The sequence below is a fragment of the Streptomyces sp. NPDC002853 genome, from assembly GCF_053591915.1.
Genome location: NZ_JBSFUS010000002.1, coordinates 610,782 through 636,298, shown reverse-complemented (window position 1 = coordinate 636,298; position 25,517 = coordinate 610,782). Strand labels below are relative to the sequence as shown.

Below are 25,517 nucleotides of genomic sequence, written 5' to 3'. Positions count from 1 at the left end.
TCCCCTTTTCTCGTTCAGCCACAAGGCGTTTCAGCCGCGAGGTGTTCCAGGCAACTAGGTGCGCCGGATGGGCAGTTGTTGTGGCGACAGCGGATTGCTTGTCATTGTGGTGTACGTAGAGGTCCGTGAGCGGCCAGATGTACCGCTACCGCTACCGCTACCGCTGGCTGTGGGCGGAGTCTGTTCTGTCTGCTCCGTCTGCTCCGTCTGCGGTGTCCTGATCGGATGGTGCCGGCAGAGCGTGGCGGTCATCCGAGGGGTTGCTGCCCGCTGTCGCCGTGTGCTGGCGCCGGGAGGCCGTGGCGGGTGAGAGCGCGGCGGTAACGAGCATGAGCAACAGGACCGGGACCATCGCGGCGCGCAGTCCGTGGTGTTCGCCGAGGAAGCCGAGAGCAGGCGGTCCCGCCAGCAGCGCGACGTAACCGATCCGGGAGGTCAGTGCGACACGGCCGGCGGTGTCCGGACCGGACTCACCGGCCGCGGAGAGAGCCAGCGGGAAGCCGAGGGAGGTACCGAGCCCCCACAAGAGCACGGCGCAGCCGGCCGCCACCGGCGAATCCACGAAGGACACCAGGGAAATCCCGACGGCCGTCAGCACCGCACCGCAGCCCAGCACCGTCGGCCTGCCGAACCGGGCCACCACGGGACCCCCGGCGAAGCGACCGGCCGCCATGGCGGCGGCGAAGCCCGCGTACACCAGCGAGCCGAGTCCCGCGGGCATGTCGTGACCGTCGACCATCAACAGCGGCAGCCAGTCGGTGGCGGCTCCCTCGGCCAGCGTCATGCCGAGCACCACGCCGCCGATCAGCAGCAGCCGCGGATCGCGGTACAGCCGGTGTTCGCGGTCCCCTCCGCGGGCGTCGGGGGCGTCGGGGGCGCCGGAGTCGGCGGTGGTCGCTGGCCCGGAGAATTGCTGTTCGGTGGCCCGGGGGCGGTGGCCGATGCCGGGACGCAGTCTGGGCAAGGCGAAGGCGAACAGCGCGATGGTCAGCAGCAGTACGCCTACCAGATGCCAGGGCACCGGGAAGCCGACCGAGGCGCCGGCCACCCCCAGGCCCGCCCCGATCACGGTGCCGAGGCTGTAGCAGCCGTGCATGGCCGGCAGCACGGGCCGACCGAGCTCCTGCTCCACGCCGGCACCGTCGACGTTGCTGGCGACCTCCGACAGCCCCATTCCGGCGCCGAAGAGCAGCAGGCCGAAGGCCACCACCAGCGCCGAGGACACCGCCGCGCCCAGAGCCATCACCCCCACACTGGCCAGGACAAGGGTCATGCAGGCGACGATGACGGGGCGGGTCGAGAACCGTGCCACCAAGGCGCCGGCCGCCACGATGCCGAGCATCGAGCCGATCGACATGCCAAAGAGCACCAGGCCCATCTCGGCGGTCGAGGCGCCGAGCCGGTCCCGGACGTCGGGGGTCCGGGTCACCCAGGTGGCGAGCGCCAGGCCGGGTATCGCGAAACACAGTTGCAGGGCGATGAGGTGACGTCGGATCAGCGGATCCATGGGGGCGCGAGCCTCCGGAAGCGGGACAGTGGGTGAGCCCGCCCACCCTAGCCACGCCCCGGCCGCTCCCGGACCTGCGGGCCCGCACCGAAACTGTCACCCCAACGCCGCGAAAGCTGAGCCGACGGCACCAGACGCACCCCACAGGATCAGACCCTGCCGACAGGCTTTTCCGCGAACGCTTATGTTGTGAACGCTTCCCTCATCAAGAGCACCGCGGTGCCTGTGCCGCCGCCGAGTTCGGAGTTTCACCCATGCTTTTCGACGTCACCCGCAGCGAACTCGTCGACATCTTCGGCGAGGAGCGGATCGCGACCCTGCCCGCCACCGCCTTCCCGCCCGCCGCCGCGGACACCCAAGGCGCCCGCCTCCTGCAAACCGTAGGCGCCCCGACCGGGACGCTCATGCTGCGTCGGCCCGACGGGGACGACGGCCTGCTGCCCCTCGTCCGGAACGTTGTCCCCATCGAAGACTTCGAGGACTTCGAGGACGTTGCCCAGGACGCGGGGGACTGGCCCGTCATCGGCTGGCTGCTCAACGCGCACCTCGCCCTCGACCCCGTATCCGGCAAGGTGTACGCCCTCGACCCCGACGAGGAGACCGTGGCCGAACTCCACAGGGACGTCTCCTCCCTTCTTCAGGTCACCCTCCGGCTCCAGCGCCTGCTCGAGGAGTTCGCCCTCAGCGGCGACCAGGACGAGGAGGAAGCCGACTTCGAGCGCCTGGACGGCGAGGTCGATCGCATCCGCGAGGAGACGAGCAGCATCGACCCGCTGCCCTTCCAGGACGGCGAGACCGTCTGGGCGGTAGTCAGCGATGAGATCGCCATGGGTCAGCGCTTCCAGGGCAACAGCCCGGGAGCCCGCTCGCTCTACGGGTGATCACGGCCGAAGTCGCCCACGAACACCGATGCCGCGAGCCAGAATCGCGCGTCGGCTCCAAGGACCGGCCGGGCCGCCGTGACCACCGCGCCTCAAGCGCCACCACGCGGCGTGAGTGGCCGCACCGGGACTACTCCGTACCGTCCATCGGCAGGCGCTCCGGCAGCCCGAGCCGCAGGAACTGGTCATCATGGAACGTGATGATTTCGCTGATCGCCCCGTCAGTGACACGCAGGACGTCGATCGTCAGCGGCAGGTAGGCGCCCTCCGGCTTCTGCCAGAGGTAGAAGGCGACGGCGGGCTGCCGGTTCACCGAGGTGAGGACGGCGCGCAGGCCCTTCATGCCCTCGAAGCCACCCGTGACCCAGTCGTGCACCACCGCGTCGCGGCCGACCTGCAGACCCGGCGTGGGCGGCATCGAGCAGCGGACGTCGTCCCGCAGCAGCGCGGCGAGCCGGCCGACGTCCGTGGCCACGCTCGCGTCCGTGTAGCGGCGCACCAGCTCGCGCGTCGTGGCGTCCTGTTCGCCGACGGTCCAGTCCTGCCGCTCGGCCGGCAGATGCTCCCGCATGCCGGCACGGGCCCGCTGCAGCGCGCTGTTGACGGAATTGACGGAGTCCCCAAGGGCCTCCGCGACCTCCTTCGCCGGCCAGCCGAGCACATCCCGCAGGATCAGCACGGCCCGAGGGCGCGGCGCGAGGTGCTGCACTGCGACCAGGTACGCCAGCTCGATCGTCTCCCGCGCGACCGCGACGGTCTCCGGCTCGTCGGCATGGCCCGCGGGCAGCTCGTCCAGCAGCCGGTCCGGGTAGGGCTGCAGCCACTGCACCTCGCCGCCGGTCGCAGGCTCAGGGCGACGCTTCGCGAGCAGATCCAGGCAGGCGTTGGTGGCGATCCGGTACAGCCAGGCCCTGAACGTCGACCGCCCCTCGAAGGTCTCCCGCCGCCGCCAGGCACGGAGGAACGTCTCCTGCACGGCGTCCTCGGCGTCCTCGAACGACCCGAGGATCCGGTAGCAGTGCACGTGCAGCTCCCGCCGGTGTCGCTCCGCCAGCCCCGAGAACGCCGGCTCGTCGACCTCGCCCAGATCGTGCACGCCCAGCTCCTTCAACCACGTGTCCGTACTCATGACGTCATCCTTCCGCCTCGTTGTGTCCCCTCAGAGGTGTGACGGGCACGGGCGGGAAAACTCATCACTGGGGGTCGGCCGTACGACGGAGCGCTTCTCGTCCTCCGCGGTCCGGTGCACCGCTTCTCCTACCAGCGAGGTACGCCCCGTACAGCGCTGGATTGAACGGCCCTGTCACTACCGTCAGAGTTGAGAAGCAGCTCAACCATGCGTCGGATGCGGGGACTTGGCCGGGCCTCCTACCGTTTCTCCTCTGCCCGAGCGACACGCGGACACGGGGGAGGGCTGCGTCATGCGGCACGGTATTGCACGGCACACGCTGGAGGGCGTGCCTGATGCACGCATCTCGGCCCATCCGTTCACCACCCAGGACGGGCTGGCCTTGAACTTGACGCGCTTCCAACGGGGTGACGGCGACGATGTCGTGCTCCTGATGCATGGCCTGACCGCATCAAGCGACCTGTTCATCATGCCCGAGCACTACAACATGGCGACCTACCTCCTGGACCACGGCTTTCCTGACGTGTGGACGGTGGATTTCCGGATGAGCAACCGGTATCCGTACAACACCGAACCCGGCAACACCTCGATCGACGACGTCGTGCACTACGACCATCCGGCCATGCTGGCCGAATTGCGCCGCCATGTCGGGCAGCGACGCATCCACGTCGTCGCCCACTGTCTGGGGTCCGCGTCGTTTGCCATGAGCCTGGCCGCGGGCACGGTCAAGGGCATCGCCAGTATGGTCGCGCAGAGCGTGGGCCTGGTCGTCAAGGTGCCGAGCTGGTCCCGGTGGAAGCTCGAACTCACCCCCGGGCTGCTCGAGCACGTGCTGGGGATGTCGGCCATTGATCCCAGGATGGGGGATTCGGCTCGTTTCACCCGTTCCTGGGCGCTGTCAAAACTGGTCTCGCTCGGGCACCCCGAGTGCGACAACTCCGCGTGCCATCTCGTGAGTCTCATGTGGGGGGCCGGTTGGCCTGCCCTCTACAGCCACGCCAACCTGGAGCCGGAGACACACGACCGAATCGCCGACCTGTTGGGTCCCACGGGCCTGCACTACTACCGCCACGTCCGCAAGATGGTCCGGGCCGGGCGCGCGGTCAAGTACGCCACTGATGACCCCCGCCACGCGGCACTGCCGGATGACTACCTTGCCGCCGCCACCGCCATCAACACGCCAATTCTCTTCATGACCGGCCAGAACAATCACGTCTTCGGCGACTCCAACGTCGTATGTCACCAGATGCTCTCCCAGGAGGCCCCGGGCCGGCACGAGTTGGCGGTACTTCCCGGCTACGGATACGTCGACCCGATCATCGGGAAGCAGGCGCACGTGGACGTGTTTCCGCTGATCCGTGACTTCTTCCGACGGCAGGCGGTCTGACATGGGGGACGACACGGCGACCGAGCACGTGGACGTTCTGATCGTCGGCTCGGGGTTCGGCGGCTCAGTGGCCGCCGGCCGATTGGCACAGGCAGGCCTGGCTGTCGTGGTGATGGAACGCGGGCAGCCCTACCCACCGGGCAGCTTCGCCCGCACACCCGCTCAGGCGTCCCGTGCCTTCTGGGCGCCGGGATCTGGTTCCTACGGCTTGTTCGATGTACGCAGCTTTCGGCACTTCGACTCGGTCGTCGCCAGTGGCCTGGGTGGCGGCTCGCTCATCTACGCCAATGTGCTGCTGCGCAAGGACGAGCACTGGTTCGTCGACCGGCAGCCGCTGCCGGGCGGAGGCCATGAATCCTGGCCCGTGAGCCGGGCGGACCTGGACCCGCACTATGACGCGGTCGAGCGCGTGCTGACCCCGACGCCCTACCCCATGGAACGGCCCGGATTCGGCGACCTGCCCAAAGCCCGGGCGATGCGAACCGCCGCCGAGCGGCTGGGGCTTGAGCACCGTCTTCCCCCGCTCGCGGTCAGCTTCGCACCCGAGCCAGGAGGGACGCCGGGCATCAGCTTGCCGATCACCGAACCGGATGGCGTGAACCTGCACGGGATCACCCGCCGCACCTGCCGGCTGTGCGGGGAATGCAACATCGGCTGCAATGAGGGAGCCAAGAACAGCCTGGACCACACCTACCTGTCGGCGGCGCGACGCCACGGCGCGGATCTGCGCCCGGGGCACGAAGTGCTCTCGGCCCGCCCCGCCGCGCGTGGCGGCTACGAGGTCAGCTACGTACGCCACGATCCGCACCAACAAGGCCCGAACGGCGCCCGCCCACCGGTTCGCACCCTCAGCTGCGATCGCCTGGTCCTGGCCGCCGGCACCTATGGCACCGCACACCTCCTGCTGCGCAGCCGTCGCCGGCTTCCGGGCATCGGGGCGACGCTGGGCACACGCTTCTCCGGCAACGGCGACCTGTTGTCGTTCGCCGTCCGCACCAAGGACAACCACGACGCCTTCCCCGGCGGCGTGGACCCCAGCCGCGGCCCGGTCATCACCAGCACCCTGCGGCTGCCCGACGATCTCGACGGGCAGGACCAGCCCGGCTGCGTGCCGCGGGGGCGGGGTGCCTACATTCAGGACGGCGGCTACCCGGGCTTCGTCGGCTGGCTGGTCGAAGCAGCCGCGCTGCCCCAGGACGCGGGGCGGGCGGGACGTTTCCTGCTGCGGCAGCTCGCGGCACACACGGCAGGAGGCGACGCCGGAGCCATGTCCGCCTCGCTGGCCGGGCTGCTGGCCGACGGCGCCTTGTCGGACACCTCCCTGCCGCTGCTCGGCATGGGCCGGGACACCCCAGACGGGGTGTTGGTCCTGCGGCGCGGCGCACTGGACGCCCAGTGGTCCTCTGCCGGTAGCGCCGAGTACTACAAGCGACTGCGTGCTGCTCTGCGTGCCGTGTCCGAGGCCCTTGGCGGACGCTATGCGGACAGCCCGCACTGGCTGCTCAAGCGGATCATCACCGTCCACCCATGCGGCGGCGCCCCCATGGGAGAAAGCCGGGCGGAGGGCGTGTGTGACGAGTTCGGAGAGGTTTTTGGCCACCCCGGCCTGTACATCATGGATGCCGCAGCCTTGCCGGGCCCTGTTGGCACCAACCCCGCCCTGACCGTCGCCGCACTGGCCGATCGCGCTTGTACTCGGCTGCTGGAGAAGCGTGAATCCGGCGTACGCGCCCTCACCGACGCATCTCTGCCGCCCCGCAGCGCCTACACGCCGAACAGTTCTCTGCAGTTCACCGAAACGATGCAGGGCAACTGTGCGATGGGGCTGAGTGATGCCCAGGCGGTCCAGCGCTCGCCAGTGCGCGAAGAGCTCTGCGCCCGCATCACGATAACGATCGACGACATCGACGACTTCCTGGCGCAGCCGGAGCATCCCGCCCGCGCCGACGGCTGGATCCAAGCACACGGCCTGGGCGGAAGATGCCCGGTGACCGGTGGCGAAGTCCATGTCTTCAGCGCCGGCCACAAGCCGGGTCATCGTCAGCTGCGCTACCGGCTGTTCGTCAGGGCCGAGACGACTGACCTCACCTTGATCGGGGTCAAGGAACTCGCTCCCGCAGGACTGACCAGACTCTGGCCGTCAACCACCACGCTGCCCTACGTCCTCCTGAAAGGGCACGTGGCTCCGGGCGCGGACCACACCGCAGATGTTGTCGCCGCCGGGGCCCTACGCATCTCCCTGGCCCACTTCCTTCGCCAGCTCACGACCCTCCGGACGACGGGGCCGCATTCCGTAGCGACACTCACCCGTTTCCACGCCTTCTTCTTGGACGAGCTGCGCCAGATCTACTCCTGGCGAAGCAAACGGCCCGGGGCCGAGCCCCGCACCCCTGCGTAATTCCCGCTCCACCCCGGACTGACCGCAGCGGCCTGCAGAGGGTTATTGCCCTGGGGGCCTGGAACCGCGCAGAGCGCACGCCGCAGTGCCTCCTGGCAGGCGCTGACGGTTGTTCGCGACCAAGCGGTAAACACCGTCGGCGGCCCAGCGCAGAGGAGGCAGCGTGAGCAGGGCGCCCAGCACCGACCACCCCCGGCCCGCACTCAGGAGCGCCTTGGCAACGGCTTGAGAGCCTCCGTACACCGTCCCCGCCGGTGTCACCCACAGTGCCTCGTACTCGGCTCGTTCCTGGGTGGTACCGAGCGCTTCCAAGTCCGCGAACTGCCAGGGGACGATCTCGCAACGGGGCCGGACACGTCGCTCGGCGAACCGCACCGAGGTAGTGCAGAAGCCGCAGTCGCCATCGAAAACAAGCACAGGCTGAATCCTCATGCCTCCAGCATGACGCTCCCCCCTGACAACGCTGCGCATCCTCGGCCTCACCGGGCGGCCCCGGCGGTGTCCAGGGGGCTTGGAGGTGTCCAGGGGACTTCCTCGCACCTTTCGTCATCGGCTGTGCACCAACGCGGGAGGCAGCCGATCGGCGGATGACCCCGGTGCGGATACTTGGACGACGAATTCTCAGAGGGGGCTTGCGGTGACCTGGTCGACAGGACTGCTCGGTTTCGCTGCCGGGCTCCTGATCTCGGTGGTCACCGCTCCAGTGGGCGTCTCCGGCGCGGTGTTTCTGCTGCCCGTGCAGGTCAGTGTCCTGGGGGTGCCGAGTCCGGCGGTGACGCCGACGAACCTGCTGTTCAACGTCGTAGCCGGTCCCGGCGCCCTGCTCCGCTACCGCAAGGCCGGGCGCCTGGGCGGACCGTTGACCCGTCTGCTGATCACAGGCGCCGTGCCCGGAGTGGTCGTCGGGGCGGTGATCCGCGTCTTCGCTGTTCCAGGACCGCGAGTCTTCCGCCTCTTCATCGCCGCCCTGCTGCTGCCACTGGGACTGTGGCTGTGGTTCCGCGGTCTGCGCCCCGCCTCGGGCCGAGCCGTCGGCCGGCCTTCTCCTCGCGCGACGGCCACGCTGGCCGTGGCCGTCGGGATCGCCGGCGGAATCTACGGCATCGGCGGCGGCTCCCTGCTCGGCCCGATCTTGGTCGGCCGCGGAGTGCCGGTCGCCACGGTCGCGCCGGCGGCCCTGGCCTCCACCTTCGTCACCTCTATTGTCGGCGCGGCCACCTACGCACTGCTCTCCCTCACTGCCACGGGCGACGTCGCCCCCGACTGGCTGCTCGGTCTGTCCTGCGGACTGGGCGGCTTGATCGGCGGATACCTGGGCGCCCATCTGCAGCCCTACCTGCCCGAAAAGGCGCTTCGCCTGCTGCTGGGCAGCCTGGCCACGGGCATCGGCACGCTTTACGCCGTCCAGACCCTGTACTGAGCTGGGGGCATCGGCAGGTTCCGGTGGAGGAACGGGTGAAGACCCGAAGCCGTGGCCCGGTCAACGGCCGTTGATGGTAGAACCTGCGCCGCGTCGACCAGACCGTACAGGGGTCGGCTGGCTCTCAAGTCGGGGGAGCGCCCCGGTCGTCTTCTTCTTGTAATCCGCGTGGGCCGAGCCGGTGGTCGAGTGCGGCACCGACATCGGGGCAGTTCGTGCGGATGACGTCGAGGAAGGCGTTCAGTGCCGGAGAACGGTCCCGGGCGTGGAAGGACAGAACCAGATCGGGCAGCGGGGTGCGCGGGGTCACCTCGCAGAACCACGTGCCCCGTCGTGGAGCCGTCAGCATGCGGGAGGGACCCAGACCGACGCCCACCCCGCAGGCGGCGAGGCCGATGATGGTGTGGATGTCCCTGGCGACGGTCGCGCCGAGGAGGGCCGGGGAGTCCTTGCCCAGCAGGGTGCGCAGCCCCGCGATGACGGCGGGCTCGTCCTCGCCCGGCGCCACGATCAGCGGCTGCTGCCGCAGCTGGTCCAGGTGCACCGATGACTGGCCCGCGTACGGGTGCGTGCTGCTCACGACCGCGACCAGGTGGTCGTGGCCGATGGTGACCGATACCAGCTGCTCGGCCCCGATGCCCCGTGGCGGGCCGAGGCCGATCGCGACGTCCAGTTCGCCGGCGACGAGCGCGGCCATGCTGCGGTTGGTCGCCATCTCGTGCAGTTCCAGGCGCACTTCGGGCCGTTCGCGGCCGAACCGGGCAAGGACGTCCGGCAGGGGTTCGAGCAGCGCCGAGGCGATGAATCCCAGGCGCAGGCGGCCAGTTTCGCCGCGTGCTGCTCTGGCCGCGTCGATCGAGGCCGCCGTGATCTCGTCGAGCGCCTTGCGGGCCCGGGAGAGGAAGGCTGCGCCGGCCGCCGTCGGGAGCACCCCTTGGCGGGTGCGGTCGAACAGGCGGGCGCCCACTTCCCGTTCGAGGTCGGCGATCTGCTTGGACAGCGGAGGCTGCGCGATGCCCAGCGCACCGGCGGCCCGGCCGAAGTGTGCGTGCTCGGCGAGGGCCAGTGCGTACCGCAGGTGCCGCGCCTCCATGCCGGCCTCCCGGTGATATCTCGTATGTATCGTCCGCCAGCTTCTCAGATCCTTCACTGGATGACCGGGGTCGGGTCGCGTGGGATGCGGTCATGACTGAATTCTCCTTCGCAGACACCGTTTTCGTCTTCGTGCACGGGGCCTGGCACGGCTCCGGGCAGTGGGCGGCGACGCAGCGGGCACTCGCCGGACTCGGTGCCGCGAGCGTGGCCGTCGACCTGCCGGGGCACGGCTTCGACGCGCCGCTGCCCAGCGGATACCTCCAGCCGGGCCAGCCGGGCCTGTTGACCGAGAAGTCCGCGCTCGCCGGCGTGACGATGGACGAGTGCGCCAAGACCGTACTGGAGACGCTGGGCCAGGTCCGCCACCACCGTCGTGTCGTGCTCGTCGCGCACAGCGCGGGCGGCGGCCCCGCGTCACTGGCCGCCGAGCGGGCACCCGAACTCGTCGACGAGATCGTCTACCTCTCGGCCTTCGTGCCTGCCGGACGGCCGCGGTTCTTCGACTATCTCGGCTCGCCGGAGAACGCCACGGCACGGGGCCAGAGCCTTGACCTCGGAGATGCCGGGGAACTGGGCGCCGTGCGGATCAACCCGCTCTCGCAGGATCCCGCCTACGTCGAGGAACTGCGGCAGGCCCACTACCACGACACCGCTCTGGACCGCTTCGACCGCTGGCGCTCGGCACTGAGCCCCGACCTGCCGCTGGCGATCCCCGCCACCCCGGTCATCGTGACTCCGCAACGGTGGGGGCGCATTCCGCGGACCTTCCTGCGCTGCGCGGACGACCGGGGGCTGCCGCCCGCCGTGCAGGACCTGATGATCGCGGAAGCCGACCGGGCCATGCCCGGCAACCCGTTCACCGTGCGCAGCCTCCCGGGCAGCCACAGCCCCTTCGCCGCCCGGCCCCGCGAGCTCGCCGCATCTCTGCTGCCGTGAGCGGCGGACGCCCTGCGCTGCCGCTGCTGCGCAGCGCCACTGGTGCGCCGACCGTCCTCTATCCGAGCGTGAGCATCGCCTCGGTCACCTCGTCGATCGCCGCATCGGGGATCGCGGAGGCGGCCATCTCGACAACGAGTAGCCGTGCATCGGGGATCTCGCGCGCGAGGGCCTCGCCGTTGCCGACAGGGAAGAACCGGTCGCGGCGGCCGTGTACGACGAGCGTAGGGACCTTGATCTCGGGCAGGCGCTCGCGCCAGCGGGGCTTGCAGTCGAGCCGGGAAAACACCATGCCCATCTGGTTGGCCATCTGTACCGGGGGAGCGGTGCCGGGCGTACGGTCCCAGATGCGCGCAGCAGTTTCGCGCGCGGCGACGGGATCGTTGCCGAGGATCTCCGCGCCGGCCGCCGCGTACTCGGCAACCGCCTCGCGGTCGCTCCAATCGGGCATCGGACGCGCGAACAGTCTGCTCATCGTTACTTGATCATGGTCGGGGAGATCATCGTCGGGTGGGCCCGGGGCAACCGCGCGGGTGCCGACCAGCGTGAGCGCGGAGAACGCGCCCGGATGCTCGAGTGCGGCGACTTGGGCGACCATCCCGCCGACGCCGATCCCCGCGAGGTGTGCGGGTCCCGCGCCGAGCGCGACAGCAAGGGCCGCTGCGTCGGCGGCGAGGCTGCGCAGGGTGTAGGCGGGCGCCTGCGGGTCCGCAGTCGTGGACTCCCCGCTGTCGCGCAGGTCATAGCGGACCACATGGCGCCCGCCCGCGGCGAGGCGCTCGCACAGTGCGTCGGGCCAGGAGAGCATCGTCGTCCCACCCGCGAGCAGGACGAGTGGTGCGTCGGCCTCACCGAACGACTCGATGCCCAAGGCGATCTCATTGGCTTTGACAGTGGTCATCGGATCACCGGGAAACGTCGTAGGTCAGGTGTGTCGCGGTCGATGTCGCGATCACGCTTCGTTGCACCAGCGTGTGGGGAACCCCGCCGGTGAACAGCGGTGTCCCGGCGCCCAGCACGACGGGCGCGAGATGCAGTGTCAGTGCGTCGACCAGCCCTTCGTCGAGCGCCGAACGGATCGTGGCGCCGCCGCCCATGAGGATGACGTCGAGGTCCTTGCCGCTGTCGGACGCTGCCGCCTCGGCTCGCTTGCGCGCGGCGGTGACGGCGTCGGGTAGTCCAGTGGTGACGAACGTCCAGTCGAGGTTGGTTGTCCGCACCGATTCCGGTGGCGAGCTGGTCACGACGAAGAACGCGGGCTTGCCGACCTCGCCCGCGCCGTAGCCCGTCGTGTCGTCCCAGCCACCTGGCCCGTCGACCACGTCGAAGAGGTGGCGGCCGAGGACGACGGCGCCCGAGCGGGCGGTCCCCTCGCGCAGGAACCGGCGGTCGTCGGGGTCGTCGGAGAACGCCCATGTGTGCAGTGCTTCGCCGCCGGTGCCCAGGCCGTTGTCCGGACCGGGATCAGGCCCGGTGACGAAGCCGTCGAGGGAGATTGAGATGTCAGCGATGATGCGAGTCATGTCAGGGTAGACCCGATCCGCTGCCCGAAGTCATCGCTCGAGCGTGGAGCGTGTGGGCTTTGCCGCCGGATTCCGGATGCCGGATGCCGGATAGCTGCGAACCCCGCGCACGTGTATCGCATATGTATGCAGTCGGCGACACGGACCGCAGGCTGAACTGCAGGAGCTCGATCCTCCGACTGGCGGATACGCGTGTTCAGACAGGCCATTTCTGGAGCGCGGCGTCATCGTCGCGGAAAGCCAGTTGCGACTGGTGCTCTGGCCGGGGAGGGTCTGTGCCCATGGAGTTCTTCTGTTACCACCGTGACCGGCCCGACTCCCTCGCGCTGCGTGAGGAGTTGCTGGAGAAGCACTGGTCCTACATGGACCGGTATGCGAAGGAGCTGATCGCTCGCGGCCCGACCTTCGCCGATGACGGTGAGACGCCCACCGGCAGCGTGCACATAGTCGACCTGCCCGATCCAGCCGCGGCCCGCGCGTTCGCCTTCGACGAGCCCAACTACCAGGCCGGCGCGTACCGGGACGTGCTGGTGCGCCGGTGGCACAACCTGTTGGGGCGCACCATGTGGGACTTCGACGGTGGCGGGACCGGCGGCAATCGGTATCTGGTGCTCGGTCTCGGTGAGGGCCCGGCCGCCGATCTCACCCTGCCCCTCGACCGGGACGAGCTGATCGCGTACGGGCCCTTGTTGTCCGACGACGGTGACACCTGGGTGGGTACGGCGGTGCTGCTCAGGGCCCCGGATCCGGACACGGCACGAGCCGTCCTGACCGTGGACCGGTACGCGGACATCGAGGTACACGACTGGGAGTTCGGCGGGCGTCGATGAGCGGCCAACCAAATTCCCCCTGCTGCGGCTGAGGGAGGACGTCAATCGCCTTCGGCCGGCGTGCCGTTGGACTGCTGCCGGCGGAGTTGGAGTTCCAGCTCGCCGCGGATCTGGTCGGCGAGCACGCCCGTGCGTCCCCACGTGAGGATCTGTTGGGAGACGTCGCGCAGTTTGGTGTTGGTGCGCATCGAGACTTCCCGGATTACGGTCCACGCATCGTCTGGGGTCAGCTGCCCCAGCGCGATGACCACGCCGATCGCTTGGTCGATCGTCGCGTGGGACCACACGGCTTGCTTCAACTGCTCGACCTCGTCATGCAGATCGACAACCGTCTCGGACTCGTCGGCTACGGATGGGGGAGTGTGCTCAACGCGGTTTGCGTCAATGGACAAGGCAGGCCCTCCGGGGTCTGGGGATGGTGCCCTGCCCACAGAGTTCCCGTTGACCATGAAGAGCGCAACTCTCGTCCGCCCGGCCCGCCTTGTTCGCGATCACCGGTGTTCCGGCACCGCGTTCGGACCGGTGTGGTCGCCCGAGTCGAAGTACGTGCGCAAGACGCACCGCGGATATCGGCGGCCGCACGGCTGGGTGTCGGGTGGGGGCAGGGCGTTCACCCGGCCGAGCCGGGCGAGCGGTGGCCCAGGCGGCGCAGGTCCGCCGAGCGGCTTCCCGCGGGCTGGAGATCGGACCACGCGGCCAATTGCGCGCCCGCGGTGCCGTCGGTGAGGGTGCGGGACGCGGCCGTCCGGTCGCCGCTGCGGGCGGGGGTCGGTGCGGGTGTGGCGTGCCCCAGGAGGTCAAGGGCGGCCTGCGGGCCGTGGTCCCGGCGGGCGGCTGCGACCGTCTCCAGATCCCATACAAGCTGGCCGACCACGGTCCGGCGTGCACCGCGCGCCTCCACCGTTCCCTGCACGAGCAACAGGCCCGAATGGAAGATGGTGTGGGCGCACGCCGCATGGGAGTCCTCGAAGAAGGCCAGGTCCACCAGCCCCGACCCGTCCTCCAACGTCACGAAGATGACGCGCTTGCCGGAGGGGATGGGCGGGGTCTGGGTGGACGCCCGCACCCCGGCCACCAGAACCCTCTGCCCCGGGTGCAGGCGCTTGAGGTGGGCGGCATCGGTGGCACCGAGCTCGCGCAGCAGCCGGTGATGGTGCTCCATCAGGTGCTGCGAGACGTCGATCGACAGGACGTCGAGTTCGGCGCTCATCCGTTCGCGGCTGCTCATCTCGCGCAGCCCGCTGGGCTCCGCGCCCACCAGGTCACCACCCAGGGCGAGTTGGCCATCGGTGGTGGCGCGGTTACGGGTGTGCCGGTGCAGCTCGCGGGACTGCAGCAGCAGGTCGCGGCGGGTCAGCGCGCCCTTGGTTTCGTCGAGGGCGCCGATCTGGATGAGCCGCTCGGCGATCGGCAGCGAGGGACGGGCCCGCTGCCAGAAGTCCTGCAGTGAGACGTAGGGCTGGTGGGCGGCGATCCGGGCCGCCTCGGCCTCGCTGATGCCCTTCACCGTGGACAGCGCCAGGCGCACACCCAGTCCGCCCGCAGCGGGTTCCACCCGGTGTTCGGTGTGGGAGCGGCTGATGTCCACGGGCAGTACGGGCACGTGGTGGCGGCGGGCGTCGGCGACGATGACCCGCAGCGGCCACATTCCCGGATCGTGTTCCAGCAGCCCCGCATACAGGGCGGCCGGGTGGTGGGCCTTGAGCCAGGCCGACTGCACCGCCGGCACGGCGAACGCCACGGCGTGTGCCCGGCAGAATCCGTACGCCCCGAACTCCCGGATGATGGACCAGACTTCCTCGACCACCGGCAGGCTGTAGCCGCGCTGCGTGGCCGCCGCCTTGAACCACATCTCCACGCCGGGCAGCCGCTCGGCATCGGCCAGGGCGCGGCGGGCGATGTCCCCGGCGGCGCGGTCGCAGCCGGCCATCTTCGCGAGGATCGCGATGATCTGCTCATGCCAGATCACGACGCCCATCGTGTCGTCCAGGATCGGCTCCAGATCGGGGTGCGGATAGTGCGGGGCCGCGCCGTGGCGCGCCGCGATGAACCGGGCGGGCATGCCGCCCTTGACCGGGCCGGGTCGAAAGAGGCTGATGTCGGCGATGACGTCTTGCATGTGCCGGGGCTGCAGCCTGCCCACGAGGTCCATCTGGCCGGGCGACTCGATCTGGAAGCAGCCGATGGTGTCCGAGCGGCGGATCATCTCGAACGTCGGTTCGTCGTCGAGGGGGACGTGGTCGGGGTTGTCGAGGTCCAGGAGCTTGCCGGTCGTACGGTGGATCTCGGTGACCGCGTGCGCCATCGAGGACTGCATCCGCACCCCCAGCACGTCCAGCTTGAGCAGACCCAGGTCCTCCACGTCCTCCTTGTCGGCCTGCAGCATCGGGTAGTTGCCGCCCGGGGTGGGCTGCACCGGCAGCCGGTCCAGCAATGCCGCGTTGGACAGGATCACGCCACACGGGTGCATGGCGTAACCACGCACCAACGCGTCCAGGCCCTCGGCCAGCTCGAAGAGCGGCCCGAACTCCGCCTGTTGGGCGCTGAGCCGGCGCAGCTCGGGCAGCTCGGCGAGCGCGGAGCGGATGTCGCAGGCCCGGATGTGCGGAAACGATTTGGCAATCTCGTCGACGGCCTGCGGGGCGATGCCCAGGGCGAGGCCGGTGTCGCGCAGGGCGTGGCGGGCGCGGTAGGTCTCGGGCATGCCGGTCACCGCGACCCGCTCCCGCCCGAATCTTTCGAAGATCTTGTCGTAGACCTCCAGGCGGCGTGCGGACTCCACATCCAGGTCGATGTCGGGCAGTGAGGTGCGCCGCTGCGACAAGAAGCGTTCGAACAGCAGCCGGTGCTCCAACGGGTTGGCGGTGGCGACGAACAACGCGTGGTTGACCATGGACCCGGCGCCGGAGCCACGGGCGGCGACCCGCACGCCCATGGCTCGCACATCCGCCACGACCTGGGCGACGGCCAGGAAGTAGCCCTCGAATCCGAGCCGGCCGATGACATCGAGCTCGTGGTACAGCTGGCGCAGCGCGACCGCGTCCTCGTCCAGGCCGCGGGCGAGCATGCCGGCCTCACAGCGTCGGCGCAGCAGCCGCATCGGCCCGCCTCGCGAGCGGTCGGCGCCCACCACGTGGGGCTCGGGGAAGTGCGCCCGGCCCATCCCCAGACCGGTTGCGGTCAGGGTGCAGGAGGCGGCGGTCGCCTCGGTCTCGGCGAGCAGCGCGGCCGCCCGCTGGCTGCCGTGCCCGGCCGCCGCAGCGATCCGCTCGGCGACCTCGCGCATCTCGCCGGGTCCTTTGAGCCACCGGTCCCCGCCGTCCAGGCCGCGCCGGTCGATCGGCCGCAGCAGCCGGGCCGCATCCAGTACGTCCGCGAGCCGGTGCTGGGCCGGGTCTGCGTAGCGGACCGCACCGGAGACCACGACCGGCACGCCCAGCTCGTCGCCCAGCTGCACCGTGCGCGCCGCCAGCCGCAGCGAGCCGGCACCGGTGCCGCCGCGGCCCAGGTGGACCGCCTCCAGCCGCAGCCCCCGCCCCGCGATTGCTCGCCACGGCCCGAGCAGCTGCTCGGCCCGGTCGGGACGTCCGGCCATCAGCGCCGCGGCCGGCTGTGAGGACGGGCCCAGCAGCACCACCAGACCATCACCCAGGTACTCCTCCAGCACCGGCCACGGCGCGAGAGGAACCCCTCGGACCGGGGAGGCATGCGCGGCCGACACGATCCGGCACAGCCGCGCCCAGCCGCCCACATCCTGTGCCAGCAACGTCACCCGCCAGCGCGCCTGCACCACATGCGCACCCCCGCGCACCGGTACGCGACGCCGTCCGGCACCGGGCTCCGTCACGGATACGGGTGCGACGCCGAGGTCGACGCCGAACAGGGGCCGGATCCCGGCGGCATCCGCGGCCTTGGCGAAGCGGACCGTCCCCGCCACCGTGTCGCGGTCGGTCAGCGCCAGGCCGCCGATTCCGCGCTCGGCGGCCCGATGCGCCAGAACGTGGGGGAGCGAAGCGCCGTAGCGGGGGGAGTAGCCCGAGGCGACGTGAAGGTGGAAGAACGGCGAGGCGTGCACGCTCCCACCTCCGATCCACGAGACATCATTCAAGCCAGATGGCTCGATCTGTCATCAATGTATCGAACATAAATCGAACAAGGCGAGTCGCTCGCGGGTGCTGAGGCCTGAAGCCTGAGGCCTGAGGCCCTACGCCTGATGTGACTCTGCGTTTCAGTTGGCCCTGAGCGTCGTACTCGGCCCGGCTGACCGTGACGGCTGGCCCGGGCCGCTCGCGGGTGCCGCTCCGCTGCTCTGATCGGCTGCAGCGTCGTGGGTTTTCTTGTTGCTCCACAGCGCGGCCGATGAGTTTGTGGTTCCCGGCCGGTCCAAGCTCGTGACACCCCAGGAAAGGACGCTGTCATGTCGGAGCTTCTCGTCGACTTCATCACTTCCCTCGACGGCCACGCATCGGGAGAGGGATGGCCCGGGTTCTGGGGCCTCGAGGGCCCGGAATATCTGGCATGGCTCGGCGAGCAGCCCGAGGTCACCTACCTGATGGGAGCGAACACCTACCGCCTGATGTCGGGCTTCGCCGCAGGCAAGGTCCCGAGTGGCCAAGATGAGTTCAGGCCCGAAGAAGAGGCGTCCGTCGACGAGCTCACGCAAGCGTCCAAGGTGGTGTTCTCCTCTTCACTCGAGGACCCACTGACGTGGGCAAACTCCACGCTCGTCCGCGACGACGCCGTCGAGACGGTCCGCGGCATGAAGACGAGTGGCTCGGGGCTCCTCAGCACGATCGGCAGCCTCAGCCTGTGCCGGTCCCTGCTACGAGCCGGACTCGTCGACCGCTTCCGGGTCGTGGTGTTCCCGGTGATCACCGGGGCCACGGGCGAAGAACGCATCTACGACGGCTATCCGGACGTTGCCCTCGAGATGATCGAGCACCGCACCTTCGACGGCCGCATCCAGCTGGTCGAGTACAAGCCCCGCGTGCTCGAGCACCCACCGCTCGGCGTCCCTGCGTGACGTCGCCCCGTCCAGGCCGCGTACCGCAAGAGGCGCGGCAGCCGAGGCGGCCGACCCTATTCCGCAATCGGCACGCTGCAGCCCCAGGTGAGGGTTCCGCCTCCCGAACCACGCGACCGTAAGAGCGCCCACTCAGATCTGACGGGTCTGAAAGGGGAAGCAGCGGTCAATTCGTGTGCGGTGTGGTGTTGACCGCCGTGACGGACGGCTCGGTCATGTCGAGCAGCAGCAGGGCGTCGTGGTCGGGGCTGCCGGGTTCGGCGGTGTAGACGCCGATGCGCTGGCCTGGGGTGCCTTCGACGTGCAGGGACTGGGAAGTGAGAGTCAGGGTTCCGACCTTCGGGTGCTGGAACGTCTTGTGGGCGGGCTTGCGGCCGGTCACCTCGTAGCGCTCCCACAAGCCCGCGAAGTCCGGGCTTTTCAAAAGCAGTTCGCCGACCAGGTTGGTGAGGTCGGGAGCGGTGCCGGCGATGGCGCGCAGGCGGGCGACGCAGGCGGTGATCTGCCGGTCCCAGTCGGTGAAGAGGTCACGGGCCGCGGGGTGCAGGAAGAGGTAGCGGGCGAGGTTGCGGTGCTTGGCCGGCCAGACGTCCAGGCCCGCGTACAGGGCGAGGCCGCCGGGGTTCCAGGCGAGCATGTCCATGCTGCGGCTGATGACGTAGGCCGGGTTCGGGCGCAATGACTCCAGGAGCAGCTTGAGGTGGGGGCGTACGGTGCGGCTTGGCGCGGGTGGAGGTTCGGAGACGTAGCGTGCGGCGCGGGCGGCGAGCTCGCGCAGGTGCTGGTGCTCCTGGTCGTCCATGTGCAGGGCGCGGGCGAGCGCATCGAGGACGGCGGGGCTGGGGCGGGTCTCCTTGCCGCGCTCCAGGCGCACGTAGTAGTCGATGCTGATGCCGGCCAGGGTGGCCAGTTCCTCGCGGCGCAGGCCCGGGGTGCGGCGGATGCCGGCGCCGACGGTGAGTCCGACGTGTTCGGGGCTGGTCTGGGTGCGGCGGGCACGCAGATAGCGGCCCAGCTCGGCGCCCTCGCTGTGCGCGCTCGTCGATGCCATGACTCCAGTCTCACCCGATGGGCACCGTGCCCGCAGGGCCGAGAGGGGCCCTGTCATTACCCCCGAAGAGCCCGCCCTGCCACACGGGCGCGATCCGGGCGAAGGTGAAGGAGCAAGACGCCGGTCCCAGAACGTTCCCCGTCAGCTCAGGCGTGATCTGCCGGGTCGAGTGAAAGTGAGGGGGCCGGTTACGCCACGGATCGAAAGAGGGCGAGATGCGATACATCAAGCTGCGCGACCTGGAGGTTTCCCGGATCGGGCTGGGCGCGATGGGCATGTCCCACGGCTACACCGGCTCGGGCACCGATGACGCGGAGTCGATCAGGACCGTCCACCGGGCCCTGGACCTGGGCGTCACTCTCATCGACACCGCCGAGATCTACGGCCCCTACATCAACGAGGAACTGCTCGGGCGTGCCCTGAAGGACCGCCGGGACAAGGTGGTGCTGGCCACCAAGTTCGGCCTGGTCTCACACGGCGGCGAGGGCGCCTGGAACCTGGACTCCAGCCCGGCCAACATCCGCACCGCCGTCGAGGGCTCCCTCAAGCGCCTGGGCACCGACCACATCGACCTGTACTACCAGCACCGCGTCGACCCGTACACGCCGATCGAGGAGACCGCCGGCGCCGTCGGCGAGATGATCACCGAGGGCAAGGTACGTGCCTTCGGTCTCTCGGAGGCGGGCCCGGACACCATCCGCCGCGCCCACGCCGTCCAGCCCGTCACGGCAGTGCAATCCGAGTACTCCCTGTTCACGCGCGGTATCGAGGAGCGAGTGCTGCCCGTCCTGCGGGAGCTGAACATCGGCCTGGTGCCGTTCTCCCCGCTGGGCCGCGGTTTCCTGACTGGCACCGTGCGCTCAACCGACCAGTTCGACGAGAACGACTTCCGGCGAGACAACCCCCGCTTCACCGGCGAGAACTTCCGGCGCAACCTGGCACTGGCCGACGAGGTCAAGGCCCTCGCCGATGAAGCCGGAGCCACGCCAGGTCAGGTGGCGCTGGCCTGGCTGCTCGCCCAGGGCGACGACATCGCCCCGATCCCCGGCACCAAGCGCGTCAGCCGGGTCGAGGAGAACACCGCCGCGGACGCGGTCACCCTGAGCGCCGAGCAACTCGACCGGCTCTCCGGTCTGCCGCCCGCCGCCGGCGCCACCCACACCGAGGCCCAGTCCCGGATGCTCGAACGCTGACACACGCCACGAGCCCAGTACGACCACCGTTTGGAGTAGCTCCCTCATGCGCGCAGCAGTGATGTACGGCGCCGGCGACGTCCGCGTCGAGGACCGGCCCGACCCCAAGATCGTCCAGTCGGCCGACGCCGTGGTGCGCACGCTGGCCACGTGCGTGTGCGGCAGCGACCTGTGGCCCTACCAGTCGATGCCCGCCACCGACACCGGCCGCCCCATGGGGCATGAGTTCCTCGGCGTCGTCGAGGAGACCGGCGCGGACGTGACCGGCCTGAAGGCGGGGGACCTGGTCGTCGCCCCCTTCACCTACAGCGACAACACCTGCGACTACTGCGCCAAGGGCCTGCACATCTCCTGCCGCAACGGCGGCCGGTACGGCTTCGACGGCGTGGACGGCGGACAGGGCGAAGCCGTCCGCGTCCCCTACGCCGACGGCACCTTGGTGAAGCTGCCGGTAGCCGCCGACTCCACGCTCCTGCCGTCCCTGCTGGCCCTGTCGGACGTGATGACCACCGGCCACCACGGCGCCGTCACCGCCAAGGTGACCCGCGGCGACGCCGTCCTGGTCGTCGGGGACGGCGCGGTCGGCCTGTGCGCGGTGATCGCCGCGAAGCGGCTGGGGGCCGAGCGGATCGTGCTCGCCGGCCACCACGAATCCCGCACCACACTGGGCCGGCACTTCGGCGCCACCGACGTGGTGGCCGAACGCGGCGAGGAGGGCATCGCCCGCATCCGCGAACTGACCGGCGGCGTGGACAAGGTCATCGAGGCCGTCGGCACCCGCCAGGCCCTCGACACCGCGCTCGGCGCGGTCCTGGACGGCGGCACCATCAGCCGCCTCGGCGTCCCCCAGTACGAGCAGGGCCCCATCGGCCCGGCCGTCTTCATGCGCAACCTCACCCTGACCGGCGGCGCCAGCCCCGCCCGCGCCTATGTCGAGCAGCTCCTGCCCGACGTCCTGGACGGCACCATCGACCCTGGCCGCGTCTTCGACCAGACCTTCACCCTCGAGCAGGCCCCGGACGCCTACCGGGCCATGGCCGACCGCCGGGTCCTCAAGGCCCTCGTCTGCCCCTGACCCCCAACTCGCCCGCATCACAAAGGACTTACCGCATGCAGTACGCGACCTTGAACAACGGTGTCGAGATGCCGCTGCTCGGCTTCGGCGTCTACCAGATCCCAGCCGACGACACCGAACGCGCCGTCTCCGACGCGCTCGCCGCCGGCTACCGCCTACTCGACACGGCCGCCGCCTACGGCAACGAAGAAGCCGTGGGCCGGGCCATCAAGTCCAGCGGCATCCCGCGCGAGGAGCTGTTCGTCACCACCAAGCTGTGGGTCCAGGAAGCCCCCGCCCAGGACAACACCAAGCGTGCCTTCGAGACGTCCCTGACCAAGCTCGGCCTGGACCACCTCGACCTGTACCTCATGCACCAGCCCTTCGGCGACGTCTACGGCCAGTGGCGGGCCATGGAAGCGCTCAACCGCGAGGGCACGGCGAAGGCGATCGGTGTCGCCAACTTCTACCCCGATCGCCTGATCGACCTGATCGTCAACAACGACCTCGCCCCCGCGGTCAACCAGATCGAGACCCACCCCTTCTTCCAACGGGCCGACTACCAGGACCTCATGCGCGAGCACGGCGTGCAGATCCAGTCCTGGGGCGGCTTCGCCGAAGGCAAGAACGACCTGTTCACCAACCCGGTGCTCGCCGAGATCGGCAAGGAGTACGGCAAGTCCGTCGCTCAGGTCGTGCTGCGCTGGCTCACCCAACGCGGCGTCGTCGCCATCCCCAAGTCCGTACGCGCCGAGCGCATGGCCGAGAACATCGACGTGTTCGACTTCCGGCTCACCGACGAGCAGATGGCCCGGATCGCCACCCTCGACACCGGCAGTTCCCTCTTCTTCGACCACCACGACCCCGAGATCGTCACCTGGCTCGCCAAGCGCCGCCTGGCCTGACCCGCGCACGCTCTGGGGGCGAGCCGCTCACCGCTCACCGCTCCTGCGTCCACCACTTGCGCAAAGGACCTGCTGTGCACCACGAGAACCGCACGTCGGCACAGCGCCGCACGATCCTGCGCGGCGCACTGCTGACCGGAGTCACTGCCATGACCGGCCCTCACCTCACCAGCTGCACACCCGCCAACGACCAGAAGGCCTCCGACGGGCCACGCTCCTCGACGAGCCCGACCGCGAGCGGATCGGCGCGGGGCAAGGTGCTGCTGGCGTACTTCTCGCGGCCCGGCGAGAACTACTACTACGGCGATCGCATCACCCTGAAGGTCGGCAACACCGAGGTCATGGCCCGCAAGATCCGCGACCTCATCGACTGCGACATGTACCGGATCGAGCCTGCCGACCCCTACCCGGCAAGCTACGACGCGACCGTCAAGCGCAACGTCCGTGAACAGGACGCCGACGCCCGCCCCGCCATCAAGGGCGCGCTGCCCGAACTCGCCGACTACGGCACCGTGTTGCTGGGCAGCCCCATCTGGAACGTCCGCGCACCCATGATCATGACGACGTTCACGGAGCAGCTCGACTTCACCGGCAAGACTGTGATGCCTTTCACCACCCACGCCATGAGCGGCCTGGGCACCACAGCCCGCGACTATGCAGCCTCCTGCCGCGGTGCCACGTTCGCCCAGGGTCTCGCCGTCCAGGGCGAAGAGGTCAGGAAAGCAGACAGCGCCATCAGAACCTGGCTGGATCGCCTCGGTCTACCTGTCTCCTGACCTGTCCTGGAAGCGCACATCTACGGTGGCCTCGGCGAGTGGGTACTTCGCGACGGCTGAATACTTCAGCGCGCCCCAGTTTTGCACCCAGATTTGCCACCCGAGCCACTCACCCTGCCACGCGGCCGCGACGCCAAGGTTGCACTGAAGACTGCGAGTAACCGCGCGGAGCTCCACGGACTACTCCAGGTGAATGGCCCACTCAAACGGGAAGGAATGGCCCACATGTGTGGGCTGCCTGAACCCTAGGGTCGGGGGTGACCATCGTGGCGCACGGCAGCGCCCACCTCCCGGATCTTGGAGGAACCCTTCCATGCAAGCCATCACCGTCCAGGACCGCGAGGCCGGCGCCAGCAGCCTCGCCCTCGCCGAGCTGCCCCATCCGCACGCCGCGGAGAACGACGTCATTGTGGAGGTCCATGCCGCCGGGTTCACGCCGGGTGAGCTGGACTGGCCCGGCACCTGGACCGACCGGGCCGGACGCGACCGGACCCCGAGCGTGCCCGGCCATGAAGTGTCCGGCATCGTCACGGAACTCGGCTACGGCACCACCGGCCTGACCATCGGGCAGCGCGTCTACGGCCTGACCGACTGGGCCCGCAACGGCACCCTGGCCCAATACACCGCAGTCGAGGCCCGCAACCTCGCCCCGCTCCCCGCCGATGTCGACCATGTCACTGCCGCCGCGCTGCCGATCTCCGGACTCACCGCCTGGCAGGCCCTGTTCGACCACGCCCACCTCCAGACCGGGCAGAGTGTCCTCATCCACGGCGCAGCGGGCGGCGTCGGCTCGATCGCCGTGCAGCTGGCTCGCGCGGCCGGCGCGCGGGTGATCGGCACCGGACGCGCCGACGACCGCCACACCGCACTCGGGCTGGGCGTCCACGCGTTCATCGACCTCCAGGCCGAGAAGCTGGAGGACGTCGGCGAGGTCGACGTGGTGTTCGACGTGATCGGCGGCGAAATCCTCGAGCGTTCCACCGCTCTGGTCCGTCCCGGCGGCACCCTGGTCACCATCGCCGAGCCCGTCAGCGTCCAGCCCCGCGACGGTCGCGCTGTCTTCTTCGTCGTCGAACCCGACCGCGTACGCCTGAGCGACCTGGCCCAGCGGGTACGGGACGGACGCCTCAAGCCGATCATTGGTGACGTGCGGCCGCTCGACGAGGCGGTCGCCGCCTTCACGCCGGACAAGCGGACTCCCGGCAAGACGATCATCCGTGTCGCCGAGGACTGAGCAGAAGAGCCGACGAGCCCCCGAGCCGCGTGCTGGATGACATCCCGGTCCGAAGGCGCGGCTGTGACCTGGGGCGACCAGAACAGTGGAGGCGCTTGGGTGGCCGCAAAACCCAGTTGATCTGGACCCTGGCGTCGGAATACTGGCTGTTGTCTCCATTGATCTGGTCTGTTTCCGGCGTTTCCAACTGCAGAGTGAAGGGTCTACAAGATTGACCATGCACGATGACCAAGTGGACGTGACGACCGAAATCGTCGCGACCTTGATCGAAGAACAGTTCCCTCAGTGGAGCGGCAAGGCGATCCAACTCCTGTCGTCGACCGGTACGGTCCATGCCATCTTCCGCATCGGAAACGACCTCTCTGCTCGCTTCCCACTGCGTCTGACCGATGTTGCCGAGACGCTGGCGGTTTTGGAACAGGAAGCCCGCGCGAGCGCGGAGCTGGCACAGGTGTCTCACGTCCCCGCCCCAAAACCCGTCGCACTGGGCAAGCCTGGAGCGGGTTACCCCATGCCATGGGCGGTGCAGACATGGGTGCCGGGAACAGTTGCCTTTGACGCCGACTTGAGTGGGTCAGACGCTTTTGCCAAGGACCTTGCGGCGTTCATCGGTGCCCTGCGAGGCGCCGAGACGCGGGGTCGGCTCTTCAGCGGCGAAGGTCGTGGCGGCGTTCTCGCGCACCACGACTGGATGGCGAAGTGCTTCGCGGAAAGCAAGGAGCTGCTCGACGTGCCCCGGCTGCGTCAAATGTGGAGCCACTTCCGGGAGCTGCCTCCCTCGGGTGCCGACGTGATGAGCCATGGTGACTTGATCCCCGGCAATGTACTGGTCACGGGAGACCGGCTCAGCGGCGTACTCGACACCGGCGGCTTCGGCCCGGCAGACCCGGCGCTGGATCTGGTCAGTGCCTGGCACCTGTTGCAGCCAGGACCGCGGGAAGTGCTCCGGCGGACCCTGGCCTGTGACGATCTGGAGTGGGAGCGCGGCAAGGCATGGGCGTTCGAACAGGCGATGGGTGTCGTCTGGTACTACGTCGAGAGCAATCCGACGATGAGCAAGATGGGACGCCAGACCCTCGCCCGCATTCTGGAGTCGACGGAGGTATATCGCCCGGGCTGCAGGCCCTGACCGGGACGACCGTTGGTCCCCACCGACAACAGCACCAACAAACCGG

The 25,517-nt window shown here is 69.5% G+C and carries 22 protein-coding genes; 13 read left to right on the top strand and 9 right to left on the bottom strand.

What is annotated here, in order from left to right; genetic code table 11:
• Window positions 1–157: 157 nt before the first annotated feature.
• Window positions 158–1,507 (bottom strand): MFS transporter, encoded by a 1,350-nt coding sequence (locus ACWD02_RS07515; RefSeq protein WP_451205667.1) that lies wholly within the window; start codon window positions 1,505–1,507, stop codon window positions 158–160.
• A gap of 254 nt (window positions 1,508–1,761) precedes the next feature.
• Between ACWD02_RS07515 and ACWD02_RS07510 the strand changes: the two genes are divergently transcribed.
• Window positions 1,762–2,388, top strand: coding sequence for an SUKH-4 family immunity protein (locus tag ACWD02_RS07510; RefSeq protein ID WP_451205664.1), 627 nt, complete (start codon window positions 1,762–1,764; stop codon window positions 2,386–2,388).
• A gap of 130 nt (window positions 2,389–2,518) precedes the next feature.
• Here the strand turns inward: ACWD02_RS07510 and ACWD02_RS07505 are convergent, their stop codons facing one another.
• The gene (locus ACWD02_RS07505) at window positions 2,519–3,517 is read right to left on the bottom strand and encodes an RNA polymerase subunit sigma-70 (RefSeq protein ID WP_451205663.1); all 999 of its coding nucleotides are present in this window, start codon (window positions 3,515–3,517) and stop codon (window positions 2,519–2,521) included.
• Window positions 3,518–3,809: 292 nt separating this feature from the next.
• On the opposite strand from ACWD02_RS07505, the gene ACWD02_RS07500 reads away from it, so the two are divergent.
• Both ACWD02_RS07500 and ACWD02_RS07495 read left to right on the top strand, forming a co-directional pair.
• On the top strand, window positions 3,810–4,904 hold the full coding sequence (locus ACWD02_RS07500) for an alpha/beta fold hydrolase (protein WP_451205660.1): 1,095 nt from the start codon (window positions 3,810–3,812) through the stop codon (window positions 4,902–4,904).
• Between the two features lies 1 nt (window position 4,905).
• The gene (locus ACWD02_RS07495; RefSeq protein ID WP_451205658.1) at window positions 4,906–7,302 is read left to right on the top strand and encodes a GMC oxidoreductase; all 2,397 of its coding nucleotides are present in this window, start codon (window positions 4,906–4,908) and stop codon (window positions 7,300–7,302) included.
• Between the two features lie 42 nt (window positions 7,303–7,344).
• Here ACWD02_RS07495 and ACWD02_RS07490 read toward each other — a convergent pair whose 3' ends face one another.
• On the bottom strand, window positions 7,345–7,734 hold the full coding sequence (locus tag ACWD02_RS07490) for a thiol-disulfide oxidoreductase DCC family protein (RefSeq protein ID WP_451205655.1): 390 nt from the start codon (window positions 7,732–7,734) through the stop codon (window positions 7,345–7,347).
• 205 nt (window positions 7,735–7,939) lie between these two features.
• Between ACWD02_RS07490 and ACWD02_RS07485 the strand changes: the two genes are divergently transcribed.
• On the top strand, window positions 7,940–8,722 hold the full coding sequence (locus tag ACWD02_RS07485) for a TSUP family transporter (RefSeq protein WP_451205652.1): 783 nt from the start codon (window positions 7,940–7,942) through the stop codon (window positions 8,720–8,722).
• A gap of 124 nt (window positions 8,723–8,846) precedes the next feature.
• On the opposite strand, the gene ACWD02_RS07480 is transcribed toward ACWD02_RS07485, so the two are convergent.
• Entirely contained in the window at window positions 8,847–9,815 is a 969-nt protein-coding gene (locus ACWD02_RS07480) for a LysR family transcriptional regulator (RefSeq protein WP_451205649.1), read from the bottom strand.
• Between the two features lie 92 nt (window positions 9,816–9,907).
• Between ACWD02_RS07480 and ACWD02_RS07475 the strand changes: the two genes are divergently transcribed.
• Window positions 9,908–10,753, top strand: coding sequence for an alpha/beta fold hydrolase (locus ACWD02_RS07475; RefSeq protein WP_451205646.1), 846 nt, complete (start codon window positions 9,908–9,910; stop codon window positions 10,751–10,753).
• A 58-nt stretch (window positions 10,754–10,811) separates the two neighbouring features.
• On the opposite strand, the gene ACWD02_RS07470 is transcribed toward ACWD02_RS07475, so the two are convergent.
• Together ACWD02_RS07470 and ACWD02_RS07465 are read right to left on the bottom strand one after the other, a co-directional pair.
• A complete protein-coding gene (locus ACWD02_RS07470) occupies window positions 10,812–11,654 on the bottom strand; it encodes an alpha/beta fold hydrolase (protein WP_451205643.1) in 843 nt (280 codons plus the stop codon).
• Between the two features lie 4 nt (window positions 11,655–11,658).
• Window positions 11,659–12,276 (bottom strand): dihydrofolate reductase family protein, encoded by a 618-nt coding sequence (locus tag ACWD02_RS07465; RefSeq protein ID WP_451205640.1) that lies wholly within the window; start codon window positions 12,274–12,276, stop codon window positions 11,659–11,661.
• Window positions 12,277–12,557: 281 nt separating this feature from the next.
• On the opposite strand from ACWD02_RS07465, the gene ACWD02_RS07460 reads away from it, so the two are divergent.
• Window positions 12,558–13,106 carry a YciI family protein gene (locus tag ACWD02_RS07460; RefSeq protein WP_451205636.1) on the top strand — a complete coding sequence of 183 codons (549 nt, stop codon included), beginning with the start codon at window positions 12,558–12,560 and terminating at the stop codon, window positions 13,104–13,106.
• A 41-nt stretch (window positions 13,107–13,147) separates the two neighbouring features.
• Here ACWD02_RS07460 and ACWD02_RS07455 read toward each other — a convergent pair whose 3' ends face one another.
• Window positions 13,148–13,498, bottom strand: coding sequence for an ANTAR domain-containing protein (locus tag ACWD02_RS07455; RefSeq protein ID WP_451205634.1), 351 nt, complete (start codon window positions 13,496–13,498; stop codon window positions 13,148–13,150).
• Window positions 13,499–13,716: 218 nt separating this feature from the next.
• The gene (locus ACWD02_RS07450) at window positions 13,717–17,181 is read right to left on the bottom strand and encodes a DNA polymerase III subunit alpha (RefSeq protein WP_451205631.1); all 3,465 of its coding nucleotides are present in this window, start codon (window positions 17,179–17,181) and stop codon (window positions 13,717–13,719) included.
• Window positions 17,182–17,523: 342 nt separating this feature from the next.
• On the opposite strand from ACWD02_RS07450, the gene ACWD02_RS07445 reads away from it, so the two are divergent.
• The gene (locus tag ACWD02_RS07445; RefSeq protein ID WP_451205628.1) at window positions 17,524–18,129 is read left to right on the top strand and encodes a dihydrofolate reductase family protein; all 606 of its coding nucleotides are present in this window, start codon (window positions 17,524–17,526) and stop codon (window positions 18,127–18,129) included.
• Window positions 18,130–18,295: 166 nt separating this feature from the next.
• On the opposite strand, the gene ACWD02_RS07440 is transcribed toward ACWD02_RS07445, so the two are convergent.
• On the bottom strand, window positions 18,296–19,180 hold the full coding sequence (locus tag ACWD02_RS07440; protein WP_451205626.1) for a helix-turn-helix transcriptional regulator: 885 nt from the start codon (window positions 19,178–19,180) through the stop codon (window positions 18,296–18,298).
• 215 nt (window positions 19,181–19,395) lie between these two features.
• On the opposite strand from ACWD02_RS07440, the gene ACWD02_RS07435 reads away from it, so the two are divergent.
• The 6 genes from ACWD02_RS07435 (at window position 19,396) to ACWD02_RS07410 (ending at window position 25,471) form a co-directional block, all read left to right on the top strand.
• Window positions 19,396–20,373: an aldo/keto reductase gene (locus tag ACWD02_RS07435; protein WP_451205623.1), complete on the top strand. Its 978-nt coding sequence runs from the start codon at window positions 19,396–19,398 to the stop codon at window positions 20,371–20,373.
• Between the two features lie 46 nt (window positions 20,374–20,419).
• Window positions 20,420–21,448, top strand: coding sequence for a zinc-binding dehydrogenase (locus tag ACWD02_RS07430; protein WP_451205620.1), 1,029 nt, complete (start codon window positions 20,420–20,422; stop codon window positions 21,446–21,448).
• A gap of 35 nt (window positions 21,449–21,483) precedes the next feature.
• Window positions 21,484–22,332: an aldo/keto reductase gene (locus tag ACWD02_RS07425; RefSeq protein WP_451205617.1), complete on the top strand. Its 849-nt coding sequence runs from the start codon at window positions 21,484–21,486 to the stop codon at window positions 22,330–22,332.
• A 74-nt stretch (window positions 22,333–22,406) separates the two neighbouring features.
• Window positions 22,407–23,108, top strand: a complete 702-nt coding sequence (locus ACWD02_RS07420; protein ID WP_451205615.1) for a flavodoxin — start codon at window positions 22,407–22,409, stop codon at window positions 23,106–23,108.
• A 313-nt stretch (window positions 23,109–23,421) separates the two neighbouring features.
• Entirely contained in the window at window positions 23,422–24,342 is a 921-nt protein-coding gene (locus ACWD02_RS07415) for an NADP-dependent oxidoreductase (RefSeq protein ID WP_451205612.1), read from the top strand.
• Window positions 24,343–24,559: 217 nt separating this feature from the next.
• Complete coding sequence (locus ACWD02_RS07410; protein WP_451205610.1) at window positions 24,560–25,471, top strand: aminoglycoside phosphotransferase family protein; 912 nt, start codon at window positions 24,560–24,562, stop codon at window positions 25,469–25,471.
• Window positions 25,472–25,517 lie beyond the last annotated feature (46 nt).

Excerpts from the sequence above, each read along its gene's own strand:
- ACWD02_RS07515 (WP_451205667.1), bottom strand. The coding sequence starts at position 1,507 with ATGGATCCGCTGATCCGACGTCACCTCATCGCCCTGCAACTGTGTTTC.
- ACWD02_RS07510 (WP_451205664.1), top strand. The coding sequence starts at position 1,762 with ATGCTTTTCGACGTCACCCGCAGCGAACTCGTCGACATCTTCGGCGAG.
- ACWD02_RS07505 (WP_451205663.1), bottom strand. The coding sequence starts at position 3,517 with ATGAGTACGGACACGTGGTTGAAGGAGCTGGGCGTGCACGATCTGGGC.
- ACWD02_RS07500 (WP_451205660.1), top strand. The coding sequence starts at position 3,810 with ATGCGGCACGGTATTGCACGGCACACGCTGGAGGGCGTGCCTGATGCA.
- ACWD02_RS07495 (WP_451205658.1), top strand. The coding sequence starts at position 4,906 with ATGGGGGACGACACGGCGACCGAGCACGTGGACGTTCTGATCGTCGGC.
- ACWD02_RS07490 (WP_451205655.1), bottom strand. The coding sequence starts at position 7,734 with ATGAGGATTCAGCCTGTGCTTGTTTTCGATGGCGACTGCGGCTTCTGC.
- ACWD02_RS07480 (WP_451205649.1), bottom strand. The coding sequence starts at position 9,815 with ATGGAGGCGCGGCACCTGCGGTACGCACTGGCCCTCGCCGAGCACGCA.
- ACWD02_RS07475 (WP_451205646.1), top strand. The coding sequence starts at position 9,908 with ATGACTGAATTCTCCTTCGCAGACACCGTTTTCGTCTTCGTGCACGGG.
- ACWD02_RS07470 (WP_451205643.1), bottom strand. The coding sequence starts at position 11,654 with ATGACCACTGTCAAAGCCAATGAGATCGCCTTGGGCATCGAGTCGTTC.
- ACWD02_RS07465 (WP_451205640.1), bottom strand. The coding sequence starts at position 12,276 with ATGACTCGCATCATCGCTGACATCTCAATCTCCCTCGACGGCTTCGTC.
- ACWD02_RS07460 (WP_451205636.1), top strand. The coding sequence starts at position 12,558 with ATGGAGTTCTTCTGTTACCACCGTGACCGGCCCGACTCCCTCGCGCTG.
- ACWD02_RS07445 (WP_451205628.1), top strand. The coding sequence starts at position 17,524 with ATGTCGGAGCTTCTCGTCGACTTCATCACTTCCCTCGACGGCCACGCA.
- ACWD02_RS07440 (WP_451205626.1), bottom strand. The coding sequence starts at position 19,180 with ATGGCATCGACGAGCGCGCACAGCGAGGGCGCCGAGCTGGGCCGCTAT.
- ACWD02_RS07435 (WP_451205623.1), top strand. The coding sequence starts at position 19,396 with ATGCGATACATCAAGCTGCGCGACCTGGAGGTTTCCCGGATCGGGCTG.
- ACWD02_RS07430 (WP_451205620.1), top strand. The coding sequence starts at position 20,420 with ATGCGCGCAGCAGTGATGTACGGCGCCGGCGACGTCCGCGTCGAGGAC.
- ACWD02_RS07425 (WP_451205617.1), top strand. The coding sequence starts at position 21,484 with ATGCAGTACGCGACCTTGAACAACGGTGTCGAGATGCCGCTGCTCGGC.
- ACWD02_RS07415 (WP_451205612.1), top strand. The coding sequence starts at position 23,422 with ATGCAAGCCATCACCGTCCAGGACCGCGAGGCCGGCGCCAGCAGCCTC.
- ACWD02_RS07410 (WP_451205610.1), top strand. The coding sequence starts at position 24,560 with ATGCACGATGACCAAGTGGACGTGACGACCGAAATCGTCGCGACCTTG.